At 53.6% G+C, this 23,236-nt stretch carries 16 protein-coding genes; 9 read left to right on the top strand and 7 right to left on the bottom strand.

Annotated elements, in window-relative coordinates; genetic code table 11:
* Positions 1 to 6 precede the first annotated feature (6 nt).
* From OEV49_10700 to OEV49_10725, 6 genes are all read left to right on the top strand, one after another.
* Positions 7 to 1,332 (top strand): efflux RND transporter periplasmic adaptor subunit, encoded by a 1,326-nt coding sequence (locus OEV49_10700; GenBank protein MDH3891541.1) that lies wholly within the window; start codon positions 7 to 9, stop codon positions 1,330 to 1,332.
* An 8-nt stretch (positions 1,333 to 1,340) separates the two neighbouring features.
* Entirely contained in the window at positions 1,341 to 2,039 is a 699-nt protein-coding gene (locus OEV49_10705) for an ABC transporter ATP-binding protein (protein MDH3891542.1), read from the top strand.
* A gap of 2 nt (positions 2,040 to 2,041) precedes the next feature.
* Entirely contained in the window at positions 2,042 to 3,265 is a 1,224-nt protein-coding gene (locus tag OEV49_10710; GenBank protein MDH3891543.1) for an ABC transporter permease, read from the top strand.
* Between the two features lie 26 nt (positions 3,266 to 3,291).
* Positions 3,292 to 4,521: an ABC transporter permease gene (locus OEV49_10715; GenBank protein MDH3891544.1), complete on the top strand. Its 1,230-nt coding sequence runs from the start codon at positions 3,292 to 3,294 to the stop codon at positions 4,519 to 4,521.
* Positions 4,522 to 4,622: 101 nt separating this feature from the next.
* Positions 4,623 to 5,954, top strand: a complete 1,332-nt coding sequence (locus OEV49_10720; protein MDH3891545.1) for a GWxTD domain-containing protein — start codon at positions 4,623 to 4,625, stop codon at positions 5,952 to 5,954.
* Positions 5,955 to 5,965: 11 nt separating this feature from the next.
* On the top strand, positions 5,966 to 7,411 hold the full coding sequence (locus OEV49_10725; GenBank protein ID MDH3891546.1) for a GWxTD domain-containing protein: 1,446 nt from the start codon (positions 5,966 to 5,968) through the stop codon (positions 7,409 to 7,411).
* 62 nt (positions 7,412 to 7,473) lie between these two features.
* Here the strand turns inward: OEV49_10725 and OEV49_10730 are convergent, their stop codons facing one another.
* From OEV49_10730 to OEV49_10760, 7 genes are all read right to left on the bottom strand, one after another.
* Entirely contained in the window at positions 7,474 to 7,953 is a 480-nt protein-coding gene (locus tag OEV49_10730) for a hypothetical protein (protein MDH3891547.1), read from the bottom strand.
* A gap of 57 nt (positions 7,954 to 8,010) precedes the next feature.
* Positions 8,011 to 8,214, bottom strand: coding sequence for a DUF1573 domain-containing protein (locus tag OEV49_10735; GenBank protein MDH3891548.1), 204 nt, complete (start codon positions 8,212 to 8,214; stop codon positions 8,011 to 8,013).
* 74 nt (positions 8,215 to 8,288) lie between these two features.
* Positions 8,289 to 8,975, bottom strand: a complete 687-nt coding sequence (locus OEV49_10740) for a DUF1573 domain-containing protein (protein MDH3891549.1) — start codon at positions 8,973 to 8,975, stop codon at positions 8,289 to 8,291.
* Between the two features lie 410 nt (positions 8,976 to 9,385).
* Positions 9,386 to 10,747, bottom strand: coding sequence for an FAD-binding oxidoreductase (locus tag OEV49_10745; protein MDH3891550.1), 1,362 nt, complete (start codon positions 10,745 to 10,747; stop codon positions 9,386 to 9,388).
* Positions 10,748 to 10,765: 18 nt separating this feature from the next.
* Complete coding sequence (locus OEV49_10750; GenBank protein ID MDH3891551.1) at positions 10,766 to 11,854, bottom strand: hypothetical protein; 1,089 nt, start codon at positions 11,852 to 11,854, stop codon at positions 10,766 to 10,768.
* Between the two features lie 9 nt (positions 11,855 to 11,863).
* Positions 11,864 to 13,393: a hypothetical protein gene (locus tag OEV49_10755; protein ID MDH3891552.1), complete on the bottom strand. Its 1,530-nt coding sequence runs from the start codon at positions 13,391 to 13,393 to the stop codon at positions 11,864 to 11,866.
* A gap of 193 nt (positions 13,394 to 13,586) precedes the next feature.
* On the bottom strand, positions 13,587 to 14,723 hold the full coding sequence (locus OEV49_10760) for a methylglyoxal synthase (GenBank protein MDH3891553.1): 1,137 nt from the start codon (positions 14,721 to 14,723) through the stop codon (positions 13,587 to 13,589).
* Positions 14,724 to 15,399: 676 nt separating this feature from the next.
* Between OEV49_10760 and hisS the strand changes: the two genes are divergently transcribed.
* The 3 genes from hisS to OEV49_10775 all read left to right on the top strand — a co-directional run bounded on the left by hisS (position 15,400) and on the right by OEV49_10775 (position 23,097).
* Positions 15,400 to 16,848, top strand: a complete 1,449-nt coding sequence (hisS, locus tag OEV49_10765) for a histidine--tRNA ligase (protein MDH3891554.1) — start codon at positions 15,400 to 15,402, stop codon at positions 16,846 to 16,848.
* 159 nt (positions 16,849 to 17,007) lie between these two features.
* A complete protein-coding gene (locus OEV49_10770; protein MDH3891555.1) occupies positions 17,008 to 19,596 on the top strand; it encodes a T9SS type A sorting domain-containing protein in 2,589 nt (862 codons plus the stop codon).
* Positions 19,597 to 19,950: 354 nt separating this feature from the next.
* Positions 19,951 to 23,097 (top strand): T9SS type A sorting domain-containing protein, encoded by a 3,147-nt coding sequence (locus tag OEV49_10775; protein MDH3891556.1) that lies wholly within the window; start codon positions 19,951 to 19,953, stop codon positions 23,095 to 23,097.
* The last annotated feature ends 139 nt before the right edge of the window (positions 23,098 to 23,236 follow it).

Genomic DNA, 23,236 nt, shown 5'->3' on the forward strand with positions numbered 1-23,236 from the left:
TTCGTTATGAAGAAGAAAACACTATTGATCATTCTGGCTGTGGTAGCTTTGGGAGTCCTGGTGGCTGTCAATCTGTCCATGGACACAAGCGATGCGCAGCAAGTGCAGGTGGACAAAGTGACCCTCAAGGATGTCACCGAACTTGTCTCAGCCTCCGGGCGAATCCAACCCCAAACCAAGGTTGACATCACCAGCGAAATCAACGGTGAGATTGTCGGTCTCTTTGCCCGCGAGGGCGAAAAGGTAGAGGCCGGTGAACTACTGGTTGTGCTGGACACCGTGCAGTTGCGTACCGATCTCGATCAGGCGCGCTTTGCCATGGCCGAAGTCAAGGCACGCCTGGCCGGCGCCGAATCCCGGTTGACGCAGGCCGACGAGGAGTTCCAAAGACAGAGTAAACTTTTTGAAACTCAGTCGTCGATGGAAAAACAGTACACCGACGCCAAATATGCCCTTAATGCGGCCCAAGCGACCTATGACGGCACGCTGGCGCAGTCGCGTCAGGCGCAGACACGCTTTGACAAGCAGAAGGACTATCTGGAAAAAGCCAAAATCGTGGCACCCATGTCCGGTATCGTGACCTTTCTCAATTGTGAGTTGGGTGAGATAGCAGCCGCACAAACGGCTTTCACTCAGGGAAGAACCCTGATGACCATAGCCAATCTGGACATGTTCGAGGTCGAAGTGGAAGTCGACGAGACCGAGATCAACAAGGTCGAGTTGGTGCAGCATGTTGACATCGAAGTCGATGCCTTCCCCGACACCAGTTTCGACGGTGAAGTAGTCGAGATCGGCAATACCGCTATCACCACCGGAGCCGGCTCTCAGGAACAGTCGACCAATTTCCGGGTAAAAGTAGCTTTCACCGATCCGCGCGTTAAACTCCGGCCCGGCATGTCGGCCACGGTGGATATCACTTCGGCCAGCCGGGAGAGGACACTCACCATTCCGTATTCGGCGGTAGTGATGCGTTCGTTCGATCTGGATTCCCTGGAACGCGCCCGCAACGATACGCTGGAAGACTCCGAATCGCTCGGCGTCAGTGAGGTCCATGCGGCAGAGCCGGATGAGATTGACAATGCTGATACCTCCGAATCCGATGAAGAAGTCGAACGCGAAGAGCTCAAGGGCGTCTTCGCTGTGAGGGACGGGGTGGTTCGTTTTATCGAAATCACAACCGGTATCGCCGATCAAAAGAGGATTGAAGTGCTTACCGGTTTGCAGGAGGGTGACCAGGTTGTCTCCGGTCCGTACCGCGTACTGCGTACAATAAAGGACGGCGATGCCGTCGAGGAACAGGGTAAAAGTGACAATGACCAAGGAGATGAGTGAGCATGGCCCTGATTGAGACCGACAACCTTTGGAAGACGTATGAGATGGGATCGGAAAAGGTCCATGCCCTTCGCGGCGTTACCATCTCGATCCAAAAGGGTGAGTATGTCGCCATCATGGGTCCTTCGGGTTCGGGGAAGTCAACCCTGATGAACCTGATCGGTTGTCTGGATACGCCCAGCGAGGGCGAGTACTTGCTCAATGCCAAACAGGTCAGCACTATGAACGACGACGAACTGGCCAGCATCCGCAATCGGGAAATTGGTTTCGTTTTTCAGACGTTTAACTTACTCCCTCGCGCCTCGGCCCTGCACAATGTCGAGCTGCCGTTGATTTATAACAGTTCGACATCCACCGATCGCCTGCAGTTGGCCGAAGCTGCCCTGAATAAAGTGGAGCTGTCCGACCGCATGCACCACAAACCAACAGAGTTGTCCGGCGGGCAAAGACAGCGCGTTGCCATTGCCCGGGCGCTGGTTAACGATCCGTCGCTGTTGCTGGCTGATGAACCCACCGGTAATCTGGACAGTAAGACATCGCTTGAGATTATGCGACTTATAGACGATCTGCACCGGGCCGGCAATACGATTATCATCGTGACCCACGAACGAGATATCGCCAATCATGCTCACCGTGTTTTGTCCATCCTTGACGGACAGATCGCGACAGACGAACTCATCCCCGAAGATAGGCGAACGGCAATCTAAAAATGGTACTTCCCTCTCTGGCAAAAATCGCTGTCGCCGCACTCTGGGCAAACCGTCTTCGCTCCGGGTTGACATTGCTGGGTGTGATAATCGGTGTCACTTCGGTTATGACGATTATTTCAGCCCTGGAAGGTATGATGGGCGCCATCGAGGACGATCTGGCCGTGCTTGGGCCGACAACATTTATAATTACAAAGGCAGGTGGCGTCATCACTTCTCACGAACAGTGGATGGAGATGATGAAACGCAAACCGCTCGATATGCAATCGTGGAAGCTTCTCGAAGAGGGCTGTGTACTGTGTGAGAAGATCTGTCCGCGGACAGACGGTTCCGCCAACGTGAAGCGGGGCAACAACACGATGAAACGTGTGTGGGTCAGCGGCGGTACGTCCAATATGATCGACATTGTCGATTTTGAGGTTGCCCAGGGACGGTTCTATTCTGTTGAGGATGACCTCTACAGACGGCGGGTGGCCTTCATCGGTGATGACGTCCGAGAAGAACTTTTCGGCCAGACGGACCCACTGGAGAAGACCATTCGAATCGGCGGCATCCGTTACACTGTATGCGGCGTGGCCAAACGGCGGGGCAGTATGTTCGGAGAAAGCCAGGATGAGTTTATCTATATACCGTTCTCAGCCCATATCAAACAGTTTGGCTATCCCCGGCGGGGACTGCGTTTCGCCATAAAGGCGCAGTCGCTGGATGAGCTTCAAAACGCGCAGGATCAGGCGAGAATGATTCTCAGAGCACAGCGGCATGTGCCATACAACAAGCCGGACGACTTTACCATGATGACGGCCGACAGTATTCTTGAGATGTTAAACAGTTTTACCCGCATCTTCCGGATGGGGCTGGTGGGTATCTCATCGATATCACTGGTGGTCGGTGGCATCGTAGTGATGAATATCATGATGGTCTCGGTGACCGAGCGCACCCGTGAGATAGGTATCCGTAAAGCGATCGGCGCCAAACAAAACCACATCATGTTGCAGTTTCTATTCGAGGCTCTGGTTACGACTTTGGGCGGTGGTCTGGTCGGTATTATTTTGGGACACTTTGCGGCCAGCGCTTTGGTTGGATTGTTGGACGTCGATATGTCGGTATCGCTGTTTGCTACTCTTTCGGGACTTATCGTCTCGACCGGTATAGGCATCATCTTTGGTTTGTATCCGGCCATGAAGGCCGCACGGATGGATCCCATAAAAGCCCTTAGCTACGAGTAAATGACATGTTTCTTACCTGGATAGAAATGAGAGAAGCCATCATCATGGGACTCAGTTCCCTGCGTTCGAATAAACTCAGATCTTCTCTGACTATTCTGGGTGTGATGATCGCCGTCACTTCAGTCATAGGCCTGGCTTCGATAATAGACGGCCTCAACAACGCGGTCAACGAAGAGATCGACACCTTTGGAAATAACATCATTGACATTGATCGCTTTCCGCCCAATACGGACTGGGATGAGTTGACCGATGCCGAGCGCAATCGACCCTACATGACTACCGGCGAAGCGAACGCAATCCGCGACAATTGTCCGCATGTCGAGGGTGTGGCGCCGCAGAATCATTATTGGGCGCCGGGGGGCAATATTATCAAGTACTCCAACAGAAAGGTGTCCAATATTCGCTACCACGGCACCTGGCCGGACTATCTGAAAGTCAGGGATAAGAATCTCACCGAAGGTCGCTTTATCACCGAGTATGATTTGCAGGCTCGGTCCATGGTCTGTGTGCTGGGCGCTCAAGTCGCCGAGAATCTGTTTTTGGGTGAGACGGCCATTGGCAAGGAGGTGCGACTCAATGGTGAACGTTTTGTTGTGGTTGGCGTGTTCGAAGACGTAAAATCGAACTTCGACAACGACTATCAGAACAATCTGGTAACCATTCCCTTGACCACCAAAGAGAAACTCCAGCCGTGGGATAAAGCTCTCAGCCTGGTGGCACGAGCCCGCTCAATGGAAGAGATGGAGCAGGCCAAGGAGGAGATCATCAACGCATTGAGAATCTACCGACGTGTGCCGTTCAACCAGGACAACAATTTTGCTCTCATGACGCAGGACACCTTCAAGGAGCAGTTCGCCAACATTACCGATTACATCTATCTTGGTATGATCGTGATCACCTCGGTCGGCCTCATGGTTGGCGGTATCGGTGTGATGAACATCATGTTGGTCTCGGTGACCGAACGGACGCGCGAGATCGGTGTGCGTAAGGCGATCGGGGCAAAACGTTCCAATATAATCATGCAGTTTCTGACCGAGGCTACAACGCTATCAGGTGCCGGCGGCTCTGTCGGAATCCTGGCCGGCATCATGTTGGGGCTAGGGGCCAACTCGGCTTTTGGCTTTCCTTTGTCGCTGTCGATGTTTTGGATTGCTATTGGCTTTGTCGTGTCGGTGTCGGTTGGATTGGTCTCGGGTGTATATCCGGCCTACAAGGCTTCCCGTCTGGACCCGATTGAGGCTCTTCGCTACGAATAGCCTTCACCGTTTTATCACAACTCCCTTTTTGCTTGCAATCGAAGTTGTTCGCCGGTTTATTTGAACGTAAACCGATGATTGCGCGTTAAATAACTGAGAACATGAAGAGACGCTTCTATATACTAGCCATCGCTGCCTTGATACTCTGGCCAAAGAGTCAACTGGGTGCGCAATTCGACAGGATTACAGAGGAGAACCAAGCGTTATCGGGACTGGTTCTGGATCATGCACTCTTCAGTGACGATCCAACCGGCAGAGTCCGACTCGAATTGTATTATCAGTTCTTCAATTTCGTACTGCAATGGCTGCCGAAAGGTGATGTCTATGTCGGCGAGTATGAGATCGTCATCCGTGTTAAGGACACCAAAGGGCGTCAGGTGGATTCTTTCACGCGGATGCGGGAAGTGGTGGCCTCAGATGAAGCGCGCACTCGATCCCGCTCGGACTTTCGAACCAACCAGGTCAGTTTTCTTCTTGATCCGGGCAAGTACAAGCTGGAGTTCATTCTTCGCGACAGGAATACGGCGGTTGCGCTTTCTCGGGAGTTGGAGTTCAAGTTGAAGTCGTTTGCGGCCAAGAAACCGCGGCTGTCCAATGTTGAGTTTCTCAGAGCTGCTGAGCAGGGTACCGGTGATTCCTCGGTTTTTGCCAAAGGGGATCTAATCGTCGTGCCGTCTGTAACGCGGGACTTCAGTTTCCGACCTGACCACAACAGATTATTGTACTATTTGGAGATATATCGTGGAAGCGATTCGGCGAAGAGTGTTTTTGTGGAGACTGCGGTGCGGCGGCGATGGGGAAGTCTGGTGTATCGTGACAGCATGACGGTCGAATTGACATCGTCGGTTATGCGGCAGTTGCGAGAAATGTCCATGGACACGCTGGCTCCCGGTGACTACGAGCTTGAGCTAACTCTTCGTGGCCGTCGCAACAAGAAGCTCGATCAAGAAACGACAAGTTTTTCAATCGCCTGGACCCAGGATGCTCTGCTGCGGAGTGATTATGCCAGCACCCTGGATCTTATCGGTCTCATTGCCGAGCCGAAGGAGTTGAGTGACTTGAGCAAGCTGAAGACGTACCAGGAACGACTCGACGGCCTCAACAACTTCTGGCTCCAGCGTGACCCAACACCGGGTAGTGCTGAAAATGAAATCAAGGGCGAGTTCTTCAGGCGCGTGCGGCTGGCCAATCGCTCGTTTTTATTCATGCGGCAACCCGGTTGGCGCACGGATCGGGGGAGAGTTTTTATTAAGCACGGTGAGCCGGATGAGATAGACGATTATCCATTCGCTCCCAACAGCCATCCCTATCAGGAATGGCATTACTTCCGTGGTGGACGCTACCGGAAGTTCACTTTTCTGGACGAAAACGAAGACGGTGACTATCGTCTAATCTATCCATTTGACGGCCTTAACCTAAGACCGGATTTTTGATGAGGGTTCTTGTGATAAGAAAAGTCTGCCTGTGGGTTGTGCTGCCGGCCTTGCTGTGCCTGGTCGTGAGCCAACAGAGTGTGTCTCAGTCGGGTCGGCTGACTTTGTATGGGGGATTGACGCTGTTCGGCAATCCGTCGTATGATTCATTGTCGCTGGCTGAGTATTCATTTTCAATCAACCGTCATGAACTGGAATTCTACCAGCCATTGATCGACGATTCACTGTACTATGCGCGCGTGTTTGCCCAGATCGATCTCTTCAACACCAGGGGAGTGGTAATCGACTCGGCGGCCACTTTCTTCTCGGTACGAGTGAAGACTCCCATGGAGGCTTCGCAGGCCGGTTTTCGACTGTTCAACAAAGTGTCCATGTACATACCGCCAGGAGTGTATTCGGCACGACTGACGGTGATTGATGCTGCCAGCAAACGTCGGGCCGAAGTGTTCTACAACTCATTCACGGTTGTTCCGCCGGTTACCGATTACGTGTCGCTCAGCGGCGTGACCTTCGCGCACGATATCACGGCCATAGATGACAGTGTGGTCACGGATCGGCGCATGGTTCGCAATGGGTTCAAGGTAGTTCCTAATCCGATCTCGACCTTCAACACCGATGACTGGAGGGTGAATCTCTACGCCGAAGCGTACAACCTCAGTTTCTTACCCGATCAGACTTCCCAGGTGGAAGTGGCGCTCTCTGTTCTCAACATCGACAGCAGTTTATATATGGATATCCAGAAGAAATCTTTGGATAACAGAGGGACGTCGGCGGTTATCACGGAAGCCTTCGGTATCTCGGACTGGCCGCCCGGTGTATATATATGTCGCCTGATTGTGAATGATATGAGTAGTTCGCAGGCCGATACCGTCGATGCGGCATTTCAGATCGTTTCGGTCGAGCAACTGGCCATAGATAAGAACGCGCGCAAAGCGTTCGATCCATACGATACGCTCTCGCTTCAGTCCAGAGTTCGATTGGTATACTATCGCCTGACGCCTGTCGAAAAGCAGACACTATCCAGCCTGGGTGACAAAGCCAAGCTCAATTATCTGGAACAGTATTGGAAGGAACACGACGATTATCCCGAAACGCCGGAAGTCGAAAACCGGCTTGAGCTGATCGAGCTATTCGACGATGCCAATCGCCTGTACTCCGTCAATCCGGAGAAGACCGACGGATGGAATACCCATCTCGGACGAGTACTCATGCAATATGGTCGTCCTTCGGAAATTGAGGACAAGACGGCCGAGTGGGTGAACGCTCTTCCGATGCAGATTTGGTATTACTGGGAGTTGGAGGAAGGCAAGTTCTTTCTGTTTGCCGACACCCGACATGATTTCGACTTCAAGCTGGTTCATTCCAATGTAGAAGGGGAGGTCTACGACAAGAACTGGCAGGCTATCATCGACGCCGGATGGGTCGACGTGGGTTTCAGCCCCTTTGGAGAAGACTAAAAAAAGCCGCCCGAATATCGAGCGGCTTGGTCAAAGACTATACTGGTCTTTCTGAACTCCGGTTATTTGCCCTTATCACCGGCCGCCCGAGTACCTGCACCGACATTTCGCACCGTCCTCTTAACCGGTATGGTAAAGCGGCTGTGGTTTTCATCGGAAAGCTCGAAGGTGAACGATTTTTCAAAGGACTTTTCGAGAACATCGTCCCTCAGTACCACTTCTCCTTCGACCGTCTCACCGGCGCCGACTGATTCCGGCAGACTGACCACAAAGTACTCGTGGGCGAAGGCCACCAGCGTGATATCGAGGTCCTCATCGGAGACGTTGGCGATTTTCAGTCTCTTCTCGATCACTTGCTTTCCGGTAAACTGCGACATATCCAGTTTGTACGGCGTGTTGATCACCGGGTAGGTGGAATCCGGCCGCTCGGTCACAGTGGTGGAGATTCGTACCATCTTGTCCGTGCCGCCCTCGTTGGTCTGAATCTTGGGTGACTTCGGGACCTTGTTCCGGTACTTTTTGGTGCTAAAGATGATTTCCAATCTGGTGCTGTCACCGACAGCAATGGCCGTTTTTTCCAACGGCGCTTTGGTGCAGCCTCAGCCGGGTTTCACCTTTAGAATCTTGAGGGTGTCATCTCCGGTCGAGTATAACCAGAAAATGTGCGAGACCTTCGAGTTCTGAGGTGCGAAGCCGAAATCGAAGGAGCTTTCTTTGATCAGCAGTCGAGGGGCAGCTTGGGCACTTCCGACTGCCAGTATGACCAATAGGGTCAGAACGACGGCCATTGTCCTTTTGCTCATGATTCTCGCCAGGTCCTTTCTCAATATATGCTACTAACTCAGTTTCATGCCGGCAATAGTGAATCCTCTGCTCACTAATAGAACTTACGTTGAACAGGTATCGTCAGACGGTTCTTTTTGGCGCCTTCGAACTCGATTGTAATCGAGCCCTTAAACTCCGAATCGGAAGTCTGTGGGGTAATCTTTACATAGCCTTCAGCCGCCGACCCACCGGCCACCTGCGCCGGGAAGCTCACTTCGTAGGACTCGGACGGATAGGAAACGATATTCAGGTCCAGATCCTCATCGGAATGGTTGGTCAGGGTAAAGCCAACGCTGTCGATGGAATGAGAGGAGGTTCTGGCGAAAGTGGCTTTGTATGGTTTGATCGACACCGGCCTCAGGATATCCAGAGCCTGAGCGGCATTACCGATCAGGGAAATGTAGTGTGGTTCCGGATTGTCGACAATGAACACTCGCGGATACTGACCAGTGTTGCCTATCCGGCGGCCCAGTTCCCAGGTCACCTTAACTTTCATTGAATCACCCGGAGCCAGCCAATCTTGCTCCAGCGGCATGGTGGTGCATTGGCAGCCGGTTTTTATGGTCTGAATCTTGACCGTATCGCTGCCGGAGGCTCTAAACCAGAATTGGTGGGAAACAGTGGACTGATTCGGTATCATCCCAAAGTCAAACCTATTGGAAAGAATCTCCAGTTTGGCGTCGGCCGAAACACTCAGGGCAGCCAACAACAGCATCAATGTCAAAAGAGGCCATTTCATCATATTCTTATAACAGCGAATCGGGTTACTGTTCCCAACAAGCCGTCAATATACACTGCCACAGATAGTTAGTCAAGGCTTCAGACGGGTGGTCGAGAGGCCCATAAGCTGGTTTTTCGCGCTTCGCGGCGATAAATCGGTTTTTAGTTTGTAACCTCACCCTGGCCTGAGTCTAAGGGTGAGCCCGACCTCGATTGCTGTAGGGAAGAACCGCTTCTGGTTCTGCCGCAACACAGTTTCGGGTGGCCGTCTCAAACCTTGTTTGGGACGGATAATACAAAAGACACCCCCAAACCTGGTTTGAGGGTGCCACCCGTGGTTAGCTGGCGGGACCACTAAGAGGGTCCCGCGCTACAAAACTGATGGTTGCCCTTGCTTGAACGTCCCGGCCTCCCGGAGGATTGGCTTGGCTACATATCGAATATCTTGCCCGGATTGAGTATGTTGTCCGGGTCAAACTGTCTCTTGATTTGCCGCATCAGCTCAACGGCTTTTCCGTGCTCCAACTCAAACAGGTTCTTGTGACCCAAGCCGATTCCATGCTCGCCTGAGATTGTCCCGCCCAGCTCAATTGTCCGTCGAATAATCCGGTCGCTGAGATCAAGGCCGCGTTGCCATTCGTCTTTGACGTCGCGCCGGGCCAGAATCAGGGCGTGCAAAAGCCCCATGCCGACATGTCCGAAGGTGTGGATGGTCAATTCCAGTTCGCGACCGGCGGTGTGGCAAAACTCAACCATCTCCGGCAGTTTCGAGATAGGGAAGGCGACATCGTTGCGGATAATTTCGTAGCCCGGTTTCAGGTGTTTTATGGCATCGGTGGCGTAATGCCGAATATCCCATGGTCGCTGATTATCGGCCAGCACCAGAGGTTTTCCACCAAGCTCCCGGCAAATAGTTGTGGCCATTTCGGCACTTGAGTCCAGGACCTGGGCCGGTCCGTGGAATTCCAGAAAGAGACAGGGGGCCTCCACCAGTCCGTACTCCTTCAGTCGATTCAAAGCGCGCACCAGGGCGCTGTCCAAAAACTCGACCGCGGCCAGGTCCAGGCCATATCGGGCCATCTCCGACACAGCGGCGGCAGCGGCAACATCGTCGTCAAAGACAAAGCCGATCTGACGACGACCTTCGGGAAGGCCGGCCAGTCTTAATGTTATCGAGGTAATAATGGCCAAGGTCCCCTCGGAGCCTGCAATCAGGTCGACGAGGTTGTAGCCGCTTGATCTCTTGATGGCGCGTGAGCCGAGAGTCATTGTTTCACCGGTGCCGGTCACGACTTCAAGCTGAAGAATATACTCGCGGGTGCCGCCGTATTTGATTGAGTAAATACCTGAGGCATTGGTCGAGACCATGCCGCCGATCGTGGCAACATCGCCGGAACCACCGGGGGCGGGGGGGAAGAAGAGTCCTTCGGATTTCAACTTATTGTTTAGGTCGTCATAGATAATACCCGGCTGTACAGTAACTTGCAGGTCGTCTTGGTAGAGCTGTACAATCTCGGTCAATCGGCTCAGATCGAGCACCAGGCCGCCAAGGGAGGGGATAGTCGACCCTTCCAGAGCGCTGCCCGCCCCTCGAGTGGTAACCGGTGTTTGTGTTTCGCGGCACTCGACAATGATGCGGCTGATTTCCGCGGCATCCAGAGGCCAGACTACGGCCAATGGTGTCACCGGATCAAGGGTGGATTCATCCCTGGAAACCACGGCCAACTGGTCGGCCTGTGTTGATATCCGATCGGGGTCAACGAAGTGGCGGAGGCGGGTGAGTATATCCATTCGCTCGAAAGTAGCCGGTCAGGAAGTTACAACTCCGGCCTGCTCCTTGTCATGTTTGTTAAGCCGCTGTTTTGCCAACTGAGCGGCCGCCGCCTCGGTGCTGACCCCCGACTCCTCTGCTATACTCAGCACTTGAGAAAGGGCAGTCCGAACCGTCCGGACGACCTGCCTGTTAGCTTCATCATTTGTCCATCCAAGCGCTTCAATGCCGGTGATGGCCATTGCGCCGCCAAAATTGACGACATAGTCGGGTGCGTAGGCAATCCCGCGCTGTTTGAGTCGTATGGCATCTTCAGTCGTGGCCAACTGGTTGTTGGCGCCGCCGACAATTGCCCGGCAGCGCAGGTTGGGAATCGTCTGGGCACTAAACAGTCCGCCCATCGCGCAGGGGGCGAGGATGTCGCACTCAGTCTCCAGCGCTTTTTCCGTGGGAACGAATCGAAGTTCCGGTTGAGTCTTTAATTGTCTGACAACCTGTTGGTCGATCTCGCTGACTATCACATCGGCTCCGGCTTGGCGCAGGTGTTCGATCAAAGCGGTGCCGACACTACCTGCTCCCTGAACCAGGACCCGCCGCTGCCTGAGTGAATCATCACCGAACAAATGCTTACACATCACCTGAATCCCGGTGAACACACCGAGCGCTGTGGCTGCTCCCGACGAGCCGGCGCCACCACAGGCGGGCGTACAACTGTGAACGTAGGGTGCGCCGTGCCGAGCGATCAGGTCCATGTCCTCGGACGTCGTACCGACATCCGGGCCGGTATAGAAATAACCGCCAAGTTGACCGATAATCCCGCCGTAACGCAGCAGCAAATCCGTTCGTGCATCGGGGGAGAGTTCTTCCGGGATTGATATGACCGCCTTACCGCCGCCTCTGGGAAAACCGGCCACGGCGAACTTGCGAGTCATTCCCTCGGCCAGCCTGAGAGCATCGTGGAGAGCTGTGGTGTGGTCGGAGTACTGCCTCATCCTTGTTCCGCCGGTGGCGGCCCCGAGCGTTGACGAATGAACAGCGATGAAAATCCAGCTACCGGTCGGAGCATCCTTTCGGACGATTACAGATTCGCCGTTCCAGTCCTGTATCTGGGTTTCCATCGTTGACATTGTGAAGTCCTACTGGAGTCTCCTGAGGGCAAGGAAGAACGGGTCCCAGGCCTCGACCATGGTCGGTTTCTGCTTCAGCATTTCGAGCTCGGCTTCTTCCATCTGACGACGGTCGATGATGGTCACCAGGACGTACTCATCGAACCAGTTGTTGTACATGTACCAGTTGCCGTCGTCGCCCGGTTTTGTGCCCCAACTGTTTTCGACCAGCCATTTGCGGGGGCTGCCGTCGGTGGCGGTGTCGACACCCATGAAGACCATGGCATGGTTGGGGGAGATGTCCTTGAAGTTGATCCGGTCTGCTTTGGAGAGCCGGAAGTCCATCCCGAAGGTTGTGTTGTAATCGTAAACGCCGTCCATGAAGATACCTGAATCGCCGTAGTTCTGCTTACCGACATCGCAGGCGAACCAGACCACTTGCGAATCCAGTAGTGATTTCTGAGTGTAATGTTTCAACCGCTCGATGGGCAGATTGAGGATTACGTAGTCGTCATCTTCGTAGATATTTCGGCTGGTCTCGATTTGGTAGAGTTTGCCGTATTCACGAGTAGGGACATCGGCCAGCGCGACGTAATCGGGCAAGGTGCCGCCGAAGAATTCGTCATAGAACGAGCGCGGTGTAAACTGACGTTCGATAATCTCCTTCTCGGACTTCTTGTCGACCTTGGCATCGTCCTTTTCATCTTCTTTATCAGCGTCGATCACCAGGTCATCGGCGGCTTCCTCGACTTCGGTCGAGTCAGCCTTTTTGTCGTCTTCGGTCGGCTCCCAGCGAAGGGTGAACTCCGAAGGCGGTGGACCGTAGGTGTAGACCAGGATTTTGTAGACATCACCCAGCATCACGTCCTTGCGTTTGCGCATGTCCTTGATGCTTTTGCCGTCTGAGTGCATCTGCCTTAGTTCCGAGGCGAACCCACGCAATCTGGATGTGGCCAGCTTGTTGAGCATGCCGGTGCTCGACGATTGTTTGGTCTCCGGCATGGCCGATTTGGGCACGACGCCATACTTGTTGACCAGCCCGGTGAAATAATGCCACCAGCCGCCGTCACCGATCGGACTTTCGAGTAGCCCCTGTAATTCGCGGTCGTTGATCGGACGGTCGGCCAATCGGATGATGTCCTCCAGGAACAAGTTGGATTTTTCGACCTTGTCCCAGAAAGCCAGCCAGGATTGCGACAGTTCAAACTTGGATAGTTTGATTTTAGTGGCCACGTCGGGGGAGAAGACGTTGAACCCGGCGTACATCCAGCAGCGCCCCGACGATTTTTGGTTGGTGATACCGGCCGACTTCAAGGAGTGGTTGAAGATTTTGTCGTGACCAGTTAAGCTTTGGCGATTTAGTGAGAGGTCTTTAATCTTGTTGTTGGTGATGGCATTAATTTGCAGGCCGGTCATGGGATCGTTGTCGACGGCCTTTTGATACTTGTCGAGCTGGTCAAAACCAACGGCGCCATCTTCTCTTGAGCCGCCGAATGCCGATAGCGCGGTTATGCATATAATGAGAATAGCGATTGTTGCCACATTGATGGATGTTTTCACGGATGTCTCCTTTGTCGAGGCCGGTCTCTGATTCATGGCGACTAATGTAACAAAAAACGGGAGTGTTGGTAAGCGGTTTTGTTGAGGGGGGGATGAGCGGGGAGAATCACGGCAGCGGCCCGACGCGTACAAGCAAACGCAGATAAGAGTTAATCCGGAAGATGGCTATTGGCGTAAGGTACAGCACACTTTCTCAACGCCGTATCACTTCCTCCATCCATTCGCGTGCATGGAACTCATTGGTGAACATGTGAACTGTACTGTTTGGCTGTTCACGCATACAGGCGCCGAAAACTACTCTGATATCGTCTATGTGGGGGTGAGGATTCAATGGGTCAACAAAGAAGATCACGACGTGGCATCTGTTGGCTAGGATTTCGGTAGCGATCTCAATGTCCCCACCTTTGGGCCCGGATTGGCACTTCACAACTTTCCCCAAGGAACACAGCCGACTGCAGGCCTTTTCAACTTCCGAGCCGGTTGTTCCGGTAGTAAGGATTCTCTCAAACTTCATCAGAACTTCTTCATACTGGGCAGCGAAGCGTATCATACGCGGTTTCACATCGTCGTGGGCGATCAGAGCGATTCTCTGTTTCTCCAGCGGAAGCATCACGCGCCTTTTTGGGGGCTGTGCCACATTCACTTCATAACAGCCGGTCTTGGTATTCTTTTTGACCTTTAGCCCCTCCACTGCCTTTGTTCCCTTTTTCTTTGCTCCTGTTTTCTTCACGGGAGTCGTTACTAATCGAACATCCAAAGGGTTGACCTTCTGAGGCAGGCGTTTTGCGTCACGTTCGGCCTCGTGCTTGAACCACTCTTCGACAGATGCACGGTTCATCAAGCGTTTGACATTCCAGAAATCACATAGGCGCATTAGTGCCAGGTTCTCCGGATTCAGCCAGTGAGAAGTAAGAGAAGATAGAAACGGCCAGATTATACTGCATTGACTGTGTACGATGAGATTGGACAGGATGGTGACACCGCCGAGCTTTCGGTCAGGCAAGACCGTGACTCCACATTGCTTGATTATGAAGTCCTTAACGTCTTTGTTCATCGGTCCTATTCCTTCGAACTCCTTCACTTCTTCCAATGCCCTAATCACGTTCTTCAGCGACGCTGGCCCCAATGTCTTCAGCGTCTTGATCTCATCCGGCAGCCTGCGAGGGGCGAACAACCTCCGATAGGTGCCACCCGTAAATACAAAATGAAAGCTCTTTAGGATTTCAGGCTGATCTAGTTCATGGAGTTTCTCAAAAACCTCGATCAGTTCGTTGTTCTTGGACACGCTATCATGACTAGCCAAAACCGCTACTAAGGTCTTCTTAGCCATACTGATCACCTCCGATTCTGTCGCTACTGTATTCAGCCGATGGTCCCAGCCACCGTAGTAGCACTATAGCGAACCAGGATTGAATTGTCAACTATCCCGGTTGTCGGAAAAAACCTTTCCATCTTTTGGTGAATCCATATATTGGGCGGCGTTGAGCACCCTTCGACTGCGCTCAGGGTGACACATGGAATGTGATTGCGAGGCACACAAGGTGAGCCTCGCTATGAAAGAGGTCAACAGTGCGCGAAGCGCGAAAAACCCATTTATGGGTCCCCTCTCGAGAGGGGGAAAAAGGTAGCGTTGTTGCCGAATTCGGGCCTGCGAGGAGTCGAAGCACAGGCAAGCCTGTTCTTGGGCTTCGCGCGTTGTCGGACCCACAGGGGTTTCGACCCACAGGAGCCGTCGCGCGGGTTCGCACGACGGCACCACAACCTCATGCTGAGCGGAGTCGAAGCACAGGCAAGCCTGTTCTTGCGCTTCGCGCGTTGTCGGACCCACAGGGGTTTCGACCTACAAGAGCCGTCACGCGGGGTCGCACGACGGCACCACAACCTCATGCTGAGCGGAGTCGAAGCATGAAAGGCAGCCGATGTGGACATCTGCCGGCCACGGAAATGAAGATGGACCCCCGCCTTCGCGGGGGTGACAAGCAAGACACAACGACGATGTGTGTACAATGAGCAAGGACAAGAAAAAGAAAAGCGACAAAGTAAAACCGCAACTGCTCAAAGGCTTTCGCGATTATCCGCCTGATGAGCAGATCGCACGCCAGAAAATGCTGGCCAAAGTGCGCGAAGTTTACGAACTGCGCGGGTTCCTGCCATATCAGACAGCTTCGCTTGAGTTTGCCGGGACACTGTTGGGTCCGCATTACAACGAAGACTCGCTGGCTGAACTGTTCGGTTTCACCGGACCCGACGAAGTCGATATGGCCCTCAGGTATGAGTTCACGCTGTCGTTGGCTCGTTTCGTAGCCGGTAATCCGACCCTGCCGCTGCCCTTTCGGGGCTATCAGATCGGCAATGTCTGGCGGGTCGACAAACCGGGACCGGGGCGCTATCGCGAATTCGCCCAGTGCGACATAGATATAGTGGGTACCGAGAACCTGCTGGCCGACGCCGAGATTATCGCCACCATGGTAGCCACCCTGGAACATCTGGGCGTGGCCAATTTCAAGGTCCGTTTTTCCAATCGCAAGATTCTGAACGGTTTGATCGAGTACTCAGGTATTCCGACTGAGCGCGGTCCCGATGTTATGCGGGTGGTCGACAAACTCGAAAAGCAGGGGAGAGAGGCGGTGGTACTGGAACTGGGGCCGGGACGGATCGATCAGTCGGGCGACAAGATTGCAGGACTCGATATCGATCCATCGCAGATAGCACAGATCGAAAAGTTTTTGGATATCGCCGGTGAAACCGAGGGCGACCCGCTGGAGAGAGCTGCATCCATTCTTGGTGGAATAGAATCTTCCCAGGCGGGAATTTACGAATTGCAGACGATCCAGCAGCATCTCGCCACCATGGGTGTTGACCAATCCAAATCCGGTATCGACTTGACCATTGTACGCGGGCTGGGCTACTACACCGGCCCGGTGTTTGAAACCACGCTTACAGACCTGCCTGACTATGGCTCGGTCTTCTCAGGTGGACGTTATGACAACCTGGTGGATCGTTTTCTCAATCGTTCTATCCCGGCGGTGGGGACATCGATAGGCATCGACCGGTTGCTGGCCGCCCTTATAGAGTTGAAAGCGCTGGACCTGCAATCGGCCACGGCCCAGGTGCTGGTAACCGTCATGGACAGAGATCGGCTGCCGGATTACCTGTCGATCCTGCGTCAACTTCGCGAGGCTGGGATTCCGGCCGAGGTATTCTCCGGCGACACCAAGAACCTGACCAAGCAGATCAAGTACGGCGATAAGGTGGGTATTCCGTTTGCCGTGATAGCCGGATCCGATGAATTCGAAGCCGGTACTGTCACGGTAAAAAACCTGGCCGCCGGGCGGCTGAAGGCTGAGTCCACCACCGACCGGGAAGAGTGGTTGAAAGCTGAAGATATTCAGGAGACAGTTGAGTCATCGGGCTTGATCGACTATCTGAAGAAAAAACTGCCGGGGCACTCTTAACCAACGTATATCGTAGAGAAACAGAGCTTTGGCGGTCCTGAATCGAGCTGGAAAACAGCCGATTTACCTTGACCGCTTAGGGTTCGAAGGCTATATTGGATTGATACTACAACTGTACTACGAGTGCTCGTTTACAGCATATAAAAAGAGGTTTGTTTGATGAAACGCTGTTTATGCGCCCTTTTGGGGTCGTTTTTTTTGCTGTCTGCTACTATTGTTGCTCAGGGGAACGGTAGCTATGTGAACTTGAGTTCGGTGGATGGACTTATCGACGGAAAGATACCTATCGTCTCATGGCAGGATGTCACTTTCCACTTCGAGTATCACAACGGCGATCCCGTGAATAAGGCCAAAGGAATTACCAACGGTTTTGAACTGAGCGCAACCGGTGGTGCTACCTGGACTGGTAGCTATGTCGAGGAGTTCCCATTCGATCCTTCTACTATGTTCGATCTGATCTGGGCAATCAACACCTACAGTTGGGACGGCGTTGGCGCCGACACAGTGGGCTTTGGTGGTTCAGTTATGCTCGGTCCGGGTTTGCCGGGCGGTTTTACGGGTCCCGCAATTGCCATTACAGTCAATTTCCAGAACCCTGCATCCGATGGCGAGACCTTTTGTATCGACTCGGCTTTCTACCCACCCTCGGGTACCTGGATGTGGGCTTATGGGTCTACGGTTGGTTCCTACCCGCCCGACTGGGACGGACCTCACTGCTATGAACTTTTCGAGTACGTGGAACCACCCCCGTATTGGACAGTCGAACATCCATCCTACACCGGCGACCATTGTGTCCTGGTCGTTTTGGATTACGCCGCTGAGGATATGTTTCAAAACCCGTTAGCTTTTTCGCTTGTGTCCGGCCCCGGCGCGGTGAATGGGACCAGCAGTTCCACATGCCAATATACCTATGCTCCGGTGTTGGCCGATGTTGGTGCATCATTACAGGCTGTCCTGGGTGTAGAAAGTATCGCCAACCTTGGCAATCCGGTACTCACCACTACTAACTTGAACTTCACTAATCAGAACCCGGTATTCACCAACGGCCTTAACACTACGACAGTTATCGGCATGGGCAACTCCGGCTGTGCTCCGCCTCTGGTTACCGATGATAGAGACTGTGATCCCTCCACTGTGAGTATACTAAGCGTTACCCCGACCCCGGACGGCACCGTTAGTATCACTGACAATGGGAATGGCGCCTACGATCTTTGTTTTGCCACTACCGTGAACGACGGCGGCATACTGTATGAGGTCATTGTTGAAGTCTCTGACGCCGGTCCGGGAAGGCCTCATTCTACCGGCCCGGTGTATTTTGATGTCATACCGGTAGTGCCGTATGAAGTGAAGATTGAAAAGACCCACAATACATTCCAGGGTATGCATGAGATCGTTGATGTTGTTCTGACCAAAGGTGGCGAAATGATGGGTGGTTACGACTTCATGATTGCCTACGACGCCTCAGCCCTGGTTTTCCAGGCTGCCTTGCCGGGAGATCTTCATACTATTTGTGGATGGGAGTATTTCAACTATCGTTTCGGCCCCAACGGCAACTGCGGCAACGCCTGCCCCAGCGGCCTTTTGGAAGTGGTGGCTATTGCCGAGACAAACAACGGCCCAAACCATCCGCTTTGTTTTTTGCTCAGTCCGCCGGTGGTCCTGTTCTCGCTGGACTTTTTGGTCAGCGACGATCGTACTCTTGAGTGTCAGTACGTACCAATCCGCTTCTACTGGACCAATTGCACCGACAACAGTATCGCCTACCATCCGGCTGATGATCCGTTGTCGGCTGTCCAGGGCGTTTCCCGGTATGTCGTCGACTTCGACCTGATCGGTCATATTGAAGATCCCAACACCGGATTCCCAACATATACCGGTGTTCAGTCCGAGTGTCTGGAAGGTGGCGGTCCCGGTAAGCCGGCGCCGATACAGTTTGTCGATTTCTACAACGGTGGCATCGACATCGTTTGCGCCGACTCGATCGATGCCCGCGGCGACGTAAACCTCAACGGTACGGCCAACGAAATAGCCGATGCCGTTTTGTTCAGTAACTATTTCGTCAAAGGTCTCAGCGTTTTCAATGTCAACTTGCAGGGGCAGATAGCCTCTACCGATATCAACTCCGATGGTCTCACTCTCAGCGTAGCTGATTTGGTCTATCTCATTCGGATCATCACCGGCGATGCCAATCCCTACGCCAAGCTTAGCGCTGAGTCTGCATCCTTTGGCGTGGAGGACGGGGTGCTCTCAGTGGATAGCAGAATGGCGGCTGCGTTTGTCATCCTTGAGGGCAATGTGAGTCCGACCCTGTTGGCCGAAAACATGGAGATGAACTATGCCTTCGACGGCTGGAACACTCGCGTCCTGGTCTCCAAGATCGAGCGCGGCGCCGGTTTCGAGGGTGGCTTCCTGAGTTTCGAAGGAAATATCAAGAGCCTTGAATTCGCAACCTACGACGGCGCCCCGGTAGCTAAGCAGCTGGTGCCGAGAAGCTATAGCCTGCATCAGAACTATCCCAACCCGTTCAACCCACAAACGACAGTGTCTTTTGGACTGCCGTTCGGTGGTGACTACAGATTGACTGTCTACAATGTTGCCGGACAAAAAGTAGCCAGCTTTGAAGGCAGTTCGGAGCCCGGGACTGTGTCCTTGGACTGGGATGCTTCCGACATGGCTTCGGGCGTCTACTTCTACAAGCTCGACACCGACGATTTCACCGACACAAAGAAGATGGTGCTCTTGAAATAGGCTGGTTTTCACAAGCGCCTGACCGGCGTTTATCAAAACATCGATCCGCTGTCCATTATCTGGGCAGCGGATTTCTTATATCCGCTCAGGAGGCCAGTGATAGTCTGATGAGTTGGAATTCGAACTTGCAAAATAGTGCTTTTGGGATATATTGGATACAGAGGTCGCCGCTGAGGCGGATCAGAGGACGTGATTCGCCCGACTTGTGAGAGTAACACAGTTCTTTTCCGTCGACCTGAACAGTACTAACAAGTACTTCCCCGTACTTAAACAGCACTAGTCCCCGGCCGCCTTGCGGCCGAGCAACTGGAATCGCCGCGTTCAGATGTCGCGGCAGGAATAGGGAGAGGTGACGTGAATCAGATTAAGGTCCTGACATTTTGTGTGATCCTTCTTGTAGCCGGATCGGTCACTGCACAGGTTGACGGTTATACCTGCACCAATTCGTACCTCGACTGTGCCGACGTGGTGGAATCGGAAACGGACTCGGTATGGTTCTCCAGTTTTCTGGGCAACGCGGCCAGCAGTTTCCGCTTTTTTGTGAGTCTCAGCGTATCGGACACCGTGCATGCTTTTCAGATGCTGATTGACTGGGATGACACGTATATGCAGCCGCGGGTCGATCCGGATGACAGCGCATATCTGTTTTATAGGCTACTTGGGCAATTTGAATCTGCGGACGATGACTTCGTTGTCCAGATATCGCCCAATCCTGCTGATAACGGGGCCATCCTGGTTTCCTATAATCTGGCCACAGGAGATGCACCGCCTCTGCCACCGGGCAACCACGGCACAATCTTCAGGCTGCTTTTCGATATCGACCCGGCTATGCCGTTCGGCGCCGTGGCGGAATTCAATTGTTACCAGGTTAACGAGTACATTGTGACGGACTCTGCTCTGATGGAGGCGTTTTGTGCCGACTGTCGTCGTACTAATCTGGCTGTCTCCGACGGAGCGGGCGGCCTGGAAACCAGCTACCCGACATGTACGGGAGGCTCATACACCGTTCAATACCCTCTCGGGGAGATTCATCTGTCCGGAACCGATGGACTGGTTGGCGGTGCGATGCCTATTCTCGGCGGACCGTCTACTTTCCACTTCGGATATGAGAATTATGACCAGATCAACAATGTCAAGGGCATGGCCAACGGCTTTGAGTTAAGTGCATCCGGCGGCGTTACCTGGACCGCCCTACACGGCGATGAGTTTACATTCGATCCCTTAGTCAATTTCGACCTGGGTTGGGCTCACAAAGAACACGGCTGGAATGGTGCTGGAGCCGACACGCTCGGTATTATCGGGGCGAGGGACCAGGGTGGCGGTTTGCCTCCCGGCTATAACGGTCCGGGAATCTATATAGGTGTGGACATCACCGATGACTCATCGTATGTCGGCGAGCAATTCTGTATCGATTCCTGTTTCTTCAGACCCGGCGGCACATGGATGTGGGCATACGGATCGGCCATCGGGGGCCCCCCGGCCTATTGGGACGGTCCGCATTGCTTTGAATTGATTCTTGAGCCACCGCTGGAGTGGGTGGTTGCGCCTGTTTCTTATGCCGGCGATCATTGTGACTCGGTCGTACTGGACTATGAGGCGACCAGTTCGGAATCGCCCGTCTTGACGTTCACCAACGAGGGGAATTTCGGCAACGTTGCACAGACGGGGGACAATACCTGTCAATTCACATACCAACCGACGCTGGCCGATGTCGGTGCGTTGCTGGTTGCTGTGATCGGCGTGAGCGACGGTGTGAGTCCAATGGTAACCACGACTACAAACCTGACCTTCACCAACCAGGCGCCGACGATTATCTGTGATGGTGGGCAGGTTCCGATAGGTCCCGGTAACACCGGATCAACCGGGTTCACCATCGACGACGTTGACTGCGACCCCTCGACCGTCTCTCTCGGTGCGATCGATCCGACACCGGTTGGCATCATATACCTCGACGGCAACGAAATTGTATTCGAAACTGAGCCGGAAGATGGCGGCGCCAACGGTAGCGTCTTTACAGTCGAAGTTTGTGTCAGCGATGGCGTCGATGAGAACTGTTGTGTGGTTGAGTTTACCTTGCTCGGATGCGAGGCGTTCGAGGTTCAGATCGAGAAGACGCACGGGACGCTTCAGGGCTTGCACGAGCTGGTTGATATCCGGTTGACCAGGGGTGCATCGGACATGGCCGGTTTCAACTTGATGATCGCCTATGATGCTTCGGCCCTGAACTTTCAGGCGGCCATTCCAGGCGAGTTCCATACGATCTGCAGATGGGAGTATTTCAATTATCGTTTTGGTCCCAACGGCAATTGCGGCAGTGCCTGTCCGAGCGGGATGCTTGAAGTTCTGGCCCTGGCCGAGACCAACAACGGGCCAAACCACCCCCTCTGTCTGAATCTGGACCTTCCGGCCGTTCTGGTCTCGCTCGATTTCCTGGTCAGTGACGACCGCACCCTTGAGTGTCAGTACGCGCCAATCCGTTTCTTTTGGACCAATTGCACCGACAATAGCATAGCTTATCATCCGGCTGATGATCCGATGGCAGCGGTGCAGGGGGTCTCCAGACGTGTCTACGACTTCGACTTGATCGGTCGTATCGAGGACATGTACACCGGGTATCCAACCTACACCGGCTTTCAGGAAGAGTGCCTTGACGGTGCCGACCCCGATAAGCCAAAGCCGATACAATATGTGGATTTCGTCAACGGTGGTATCGACATCGTTTGCGCCGACTCTATCGATGACCGTGGCGATGTCAATCTCAACGGTACTTCCAATGAGATTGCCGATGCCGTGTTGTTCAGCAATTATTTCGTGCAGGGGATAGGCGTTTTCAATGTCAACTATCCGGGTCAAGTTGCCGCAACCGATGTTAATGCCGACGGTCTGACTCTCAGCGTGGCCGACCTTGTTTACCTCATTCGAATAATCACCGGCGATGCCCCGCCGTACCCGAAGATCGCGCCGGTGTCGGTGCTGTACGCCTGGCACGATGGTGTACTATCGGTCGAGGCCGAGATGGCGGCGGCTTTCGTGGTGCTAAAAGGCAACGTCAAGCCTGTGCTGTTGGCCGAGAACATGGAGATGGACTACGCCTTCGACGGCCGTAACACCCGTGTGCTGATCTCCAAGATTGAGCGTGGCGCCGGTTTCGAGGGAGACTTTCTGGCCTATGAGGCCGACCTCGTAAGCGTTGAATTTGCGACCTACGAGGGCGCCCCGGTGGCCAAGCGGCAGATGCTGGGAAGCTATAGTTTGTATCAGAACTATCCCAACCCGTTCAATCCCAAGACAACCTTGTCCTTTGATCTGCCACGTGCCGGAGACTACAACCTTTCAATCTACAACGTGGCAGGGCGAAAAGTAGCCTCGTTCGCCGGGAGTTCAATACCCGGAACGGTGTCATTCGAGTGGGACGCCTCCGACATGGCTTCCGGAGTATACTTTTACAAGCTCGAAACCGGCGATTATACCGCCACCCGGAAGATGGTGCTGATGAAGTAAGCCAGGTTGGGACAACGAACTTACGATATACGATGCCCGGTTCTTGTGTGTTCAGGACCGGGCCTCTATTTGTCAGGAAGTCCGGCGCGGTAACTCCCAGAAATGCCTTGCCTATCCTGGGCCAATCGGTATATTATTC

This window comes from Candidatus Zixiibacteriota bacterium, assembly GCA_029860345.1.
In the GTDB taxonomy this organism is placed as follows: domain Bacteria; phylum Zixibacteria; class MSB-5A5; order GN15; family FEB-12; genus JAJRTA01.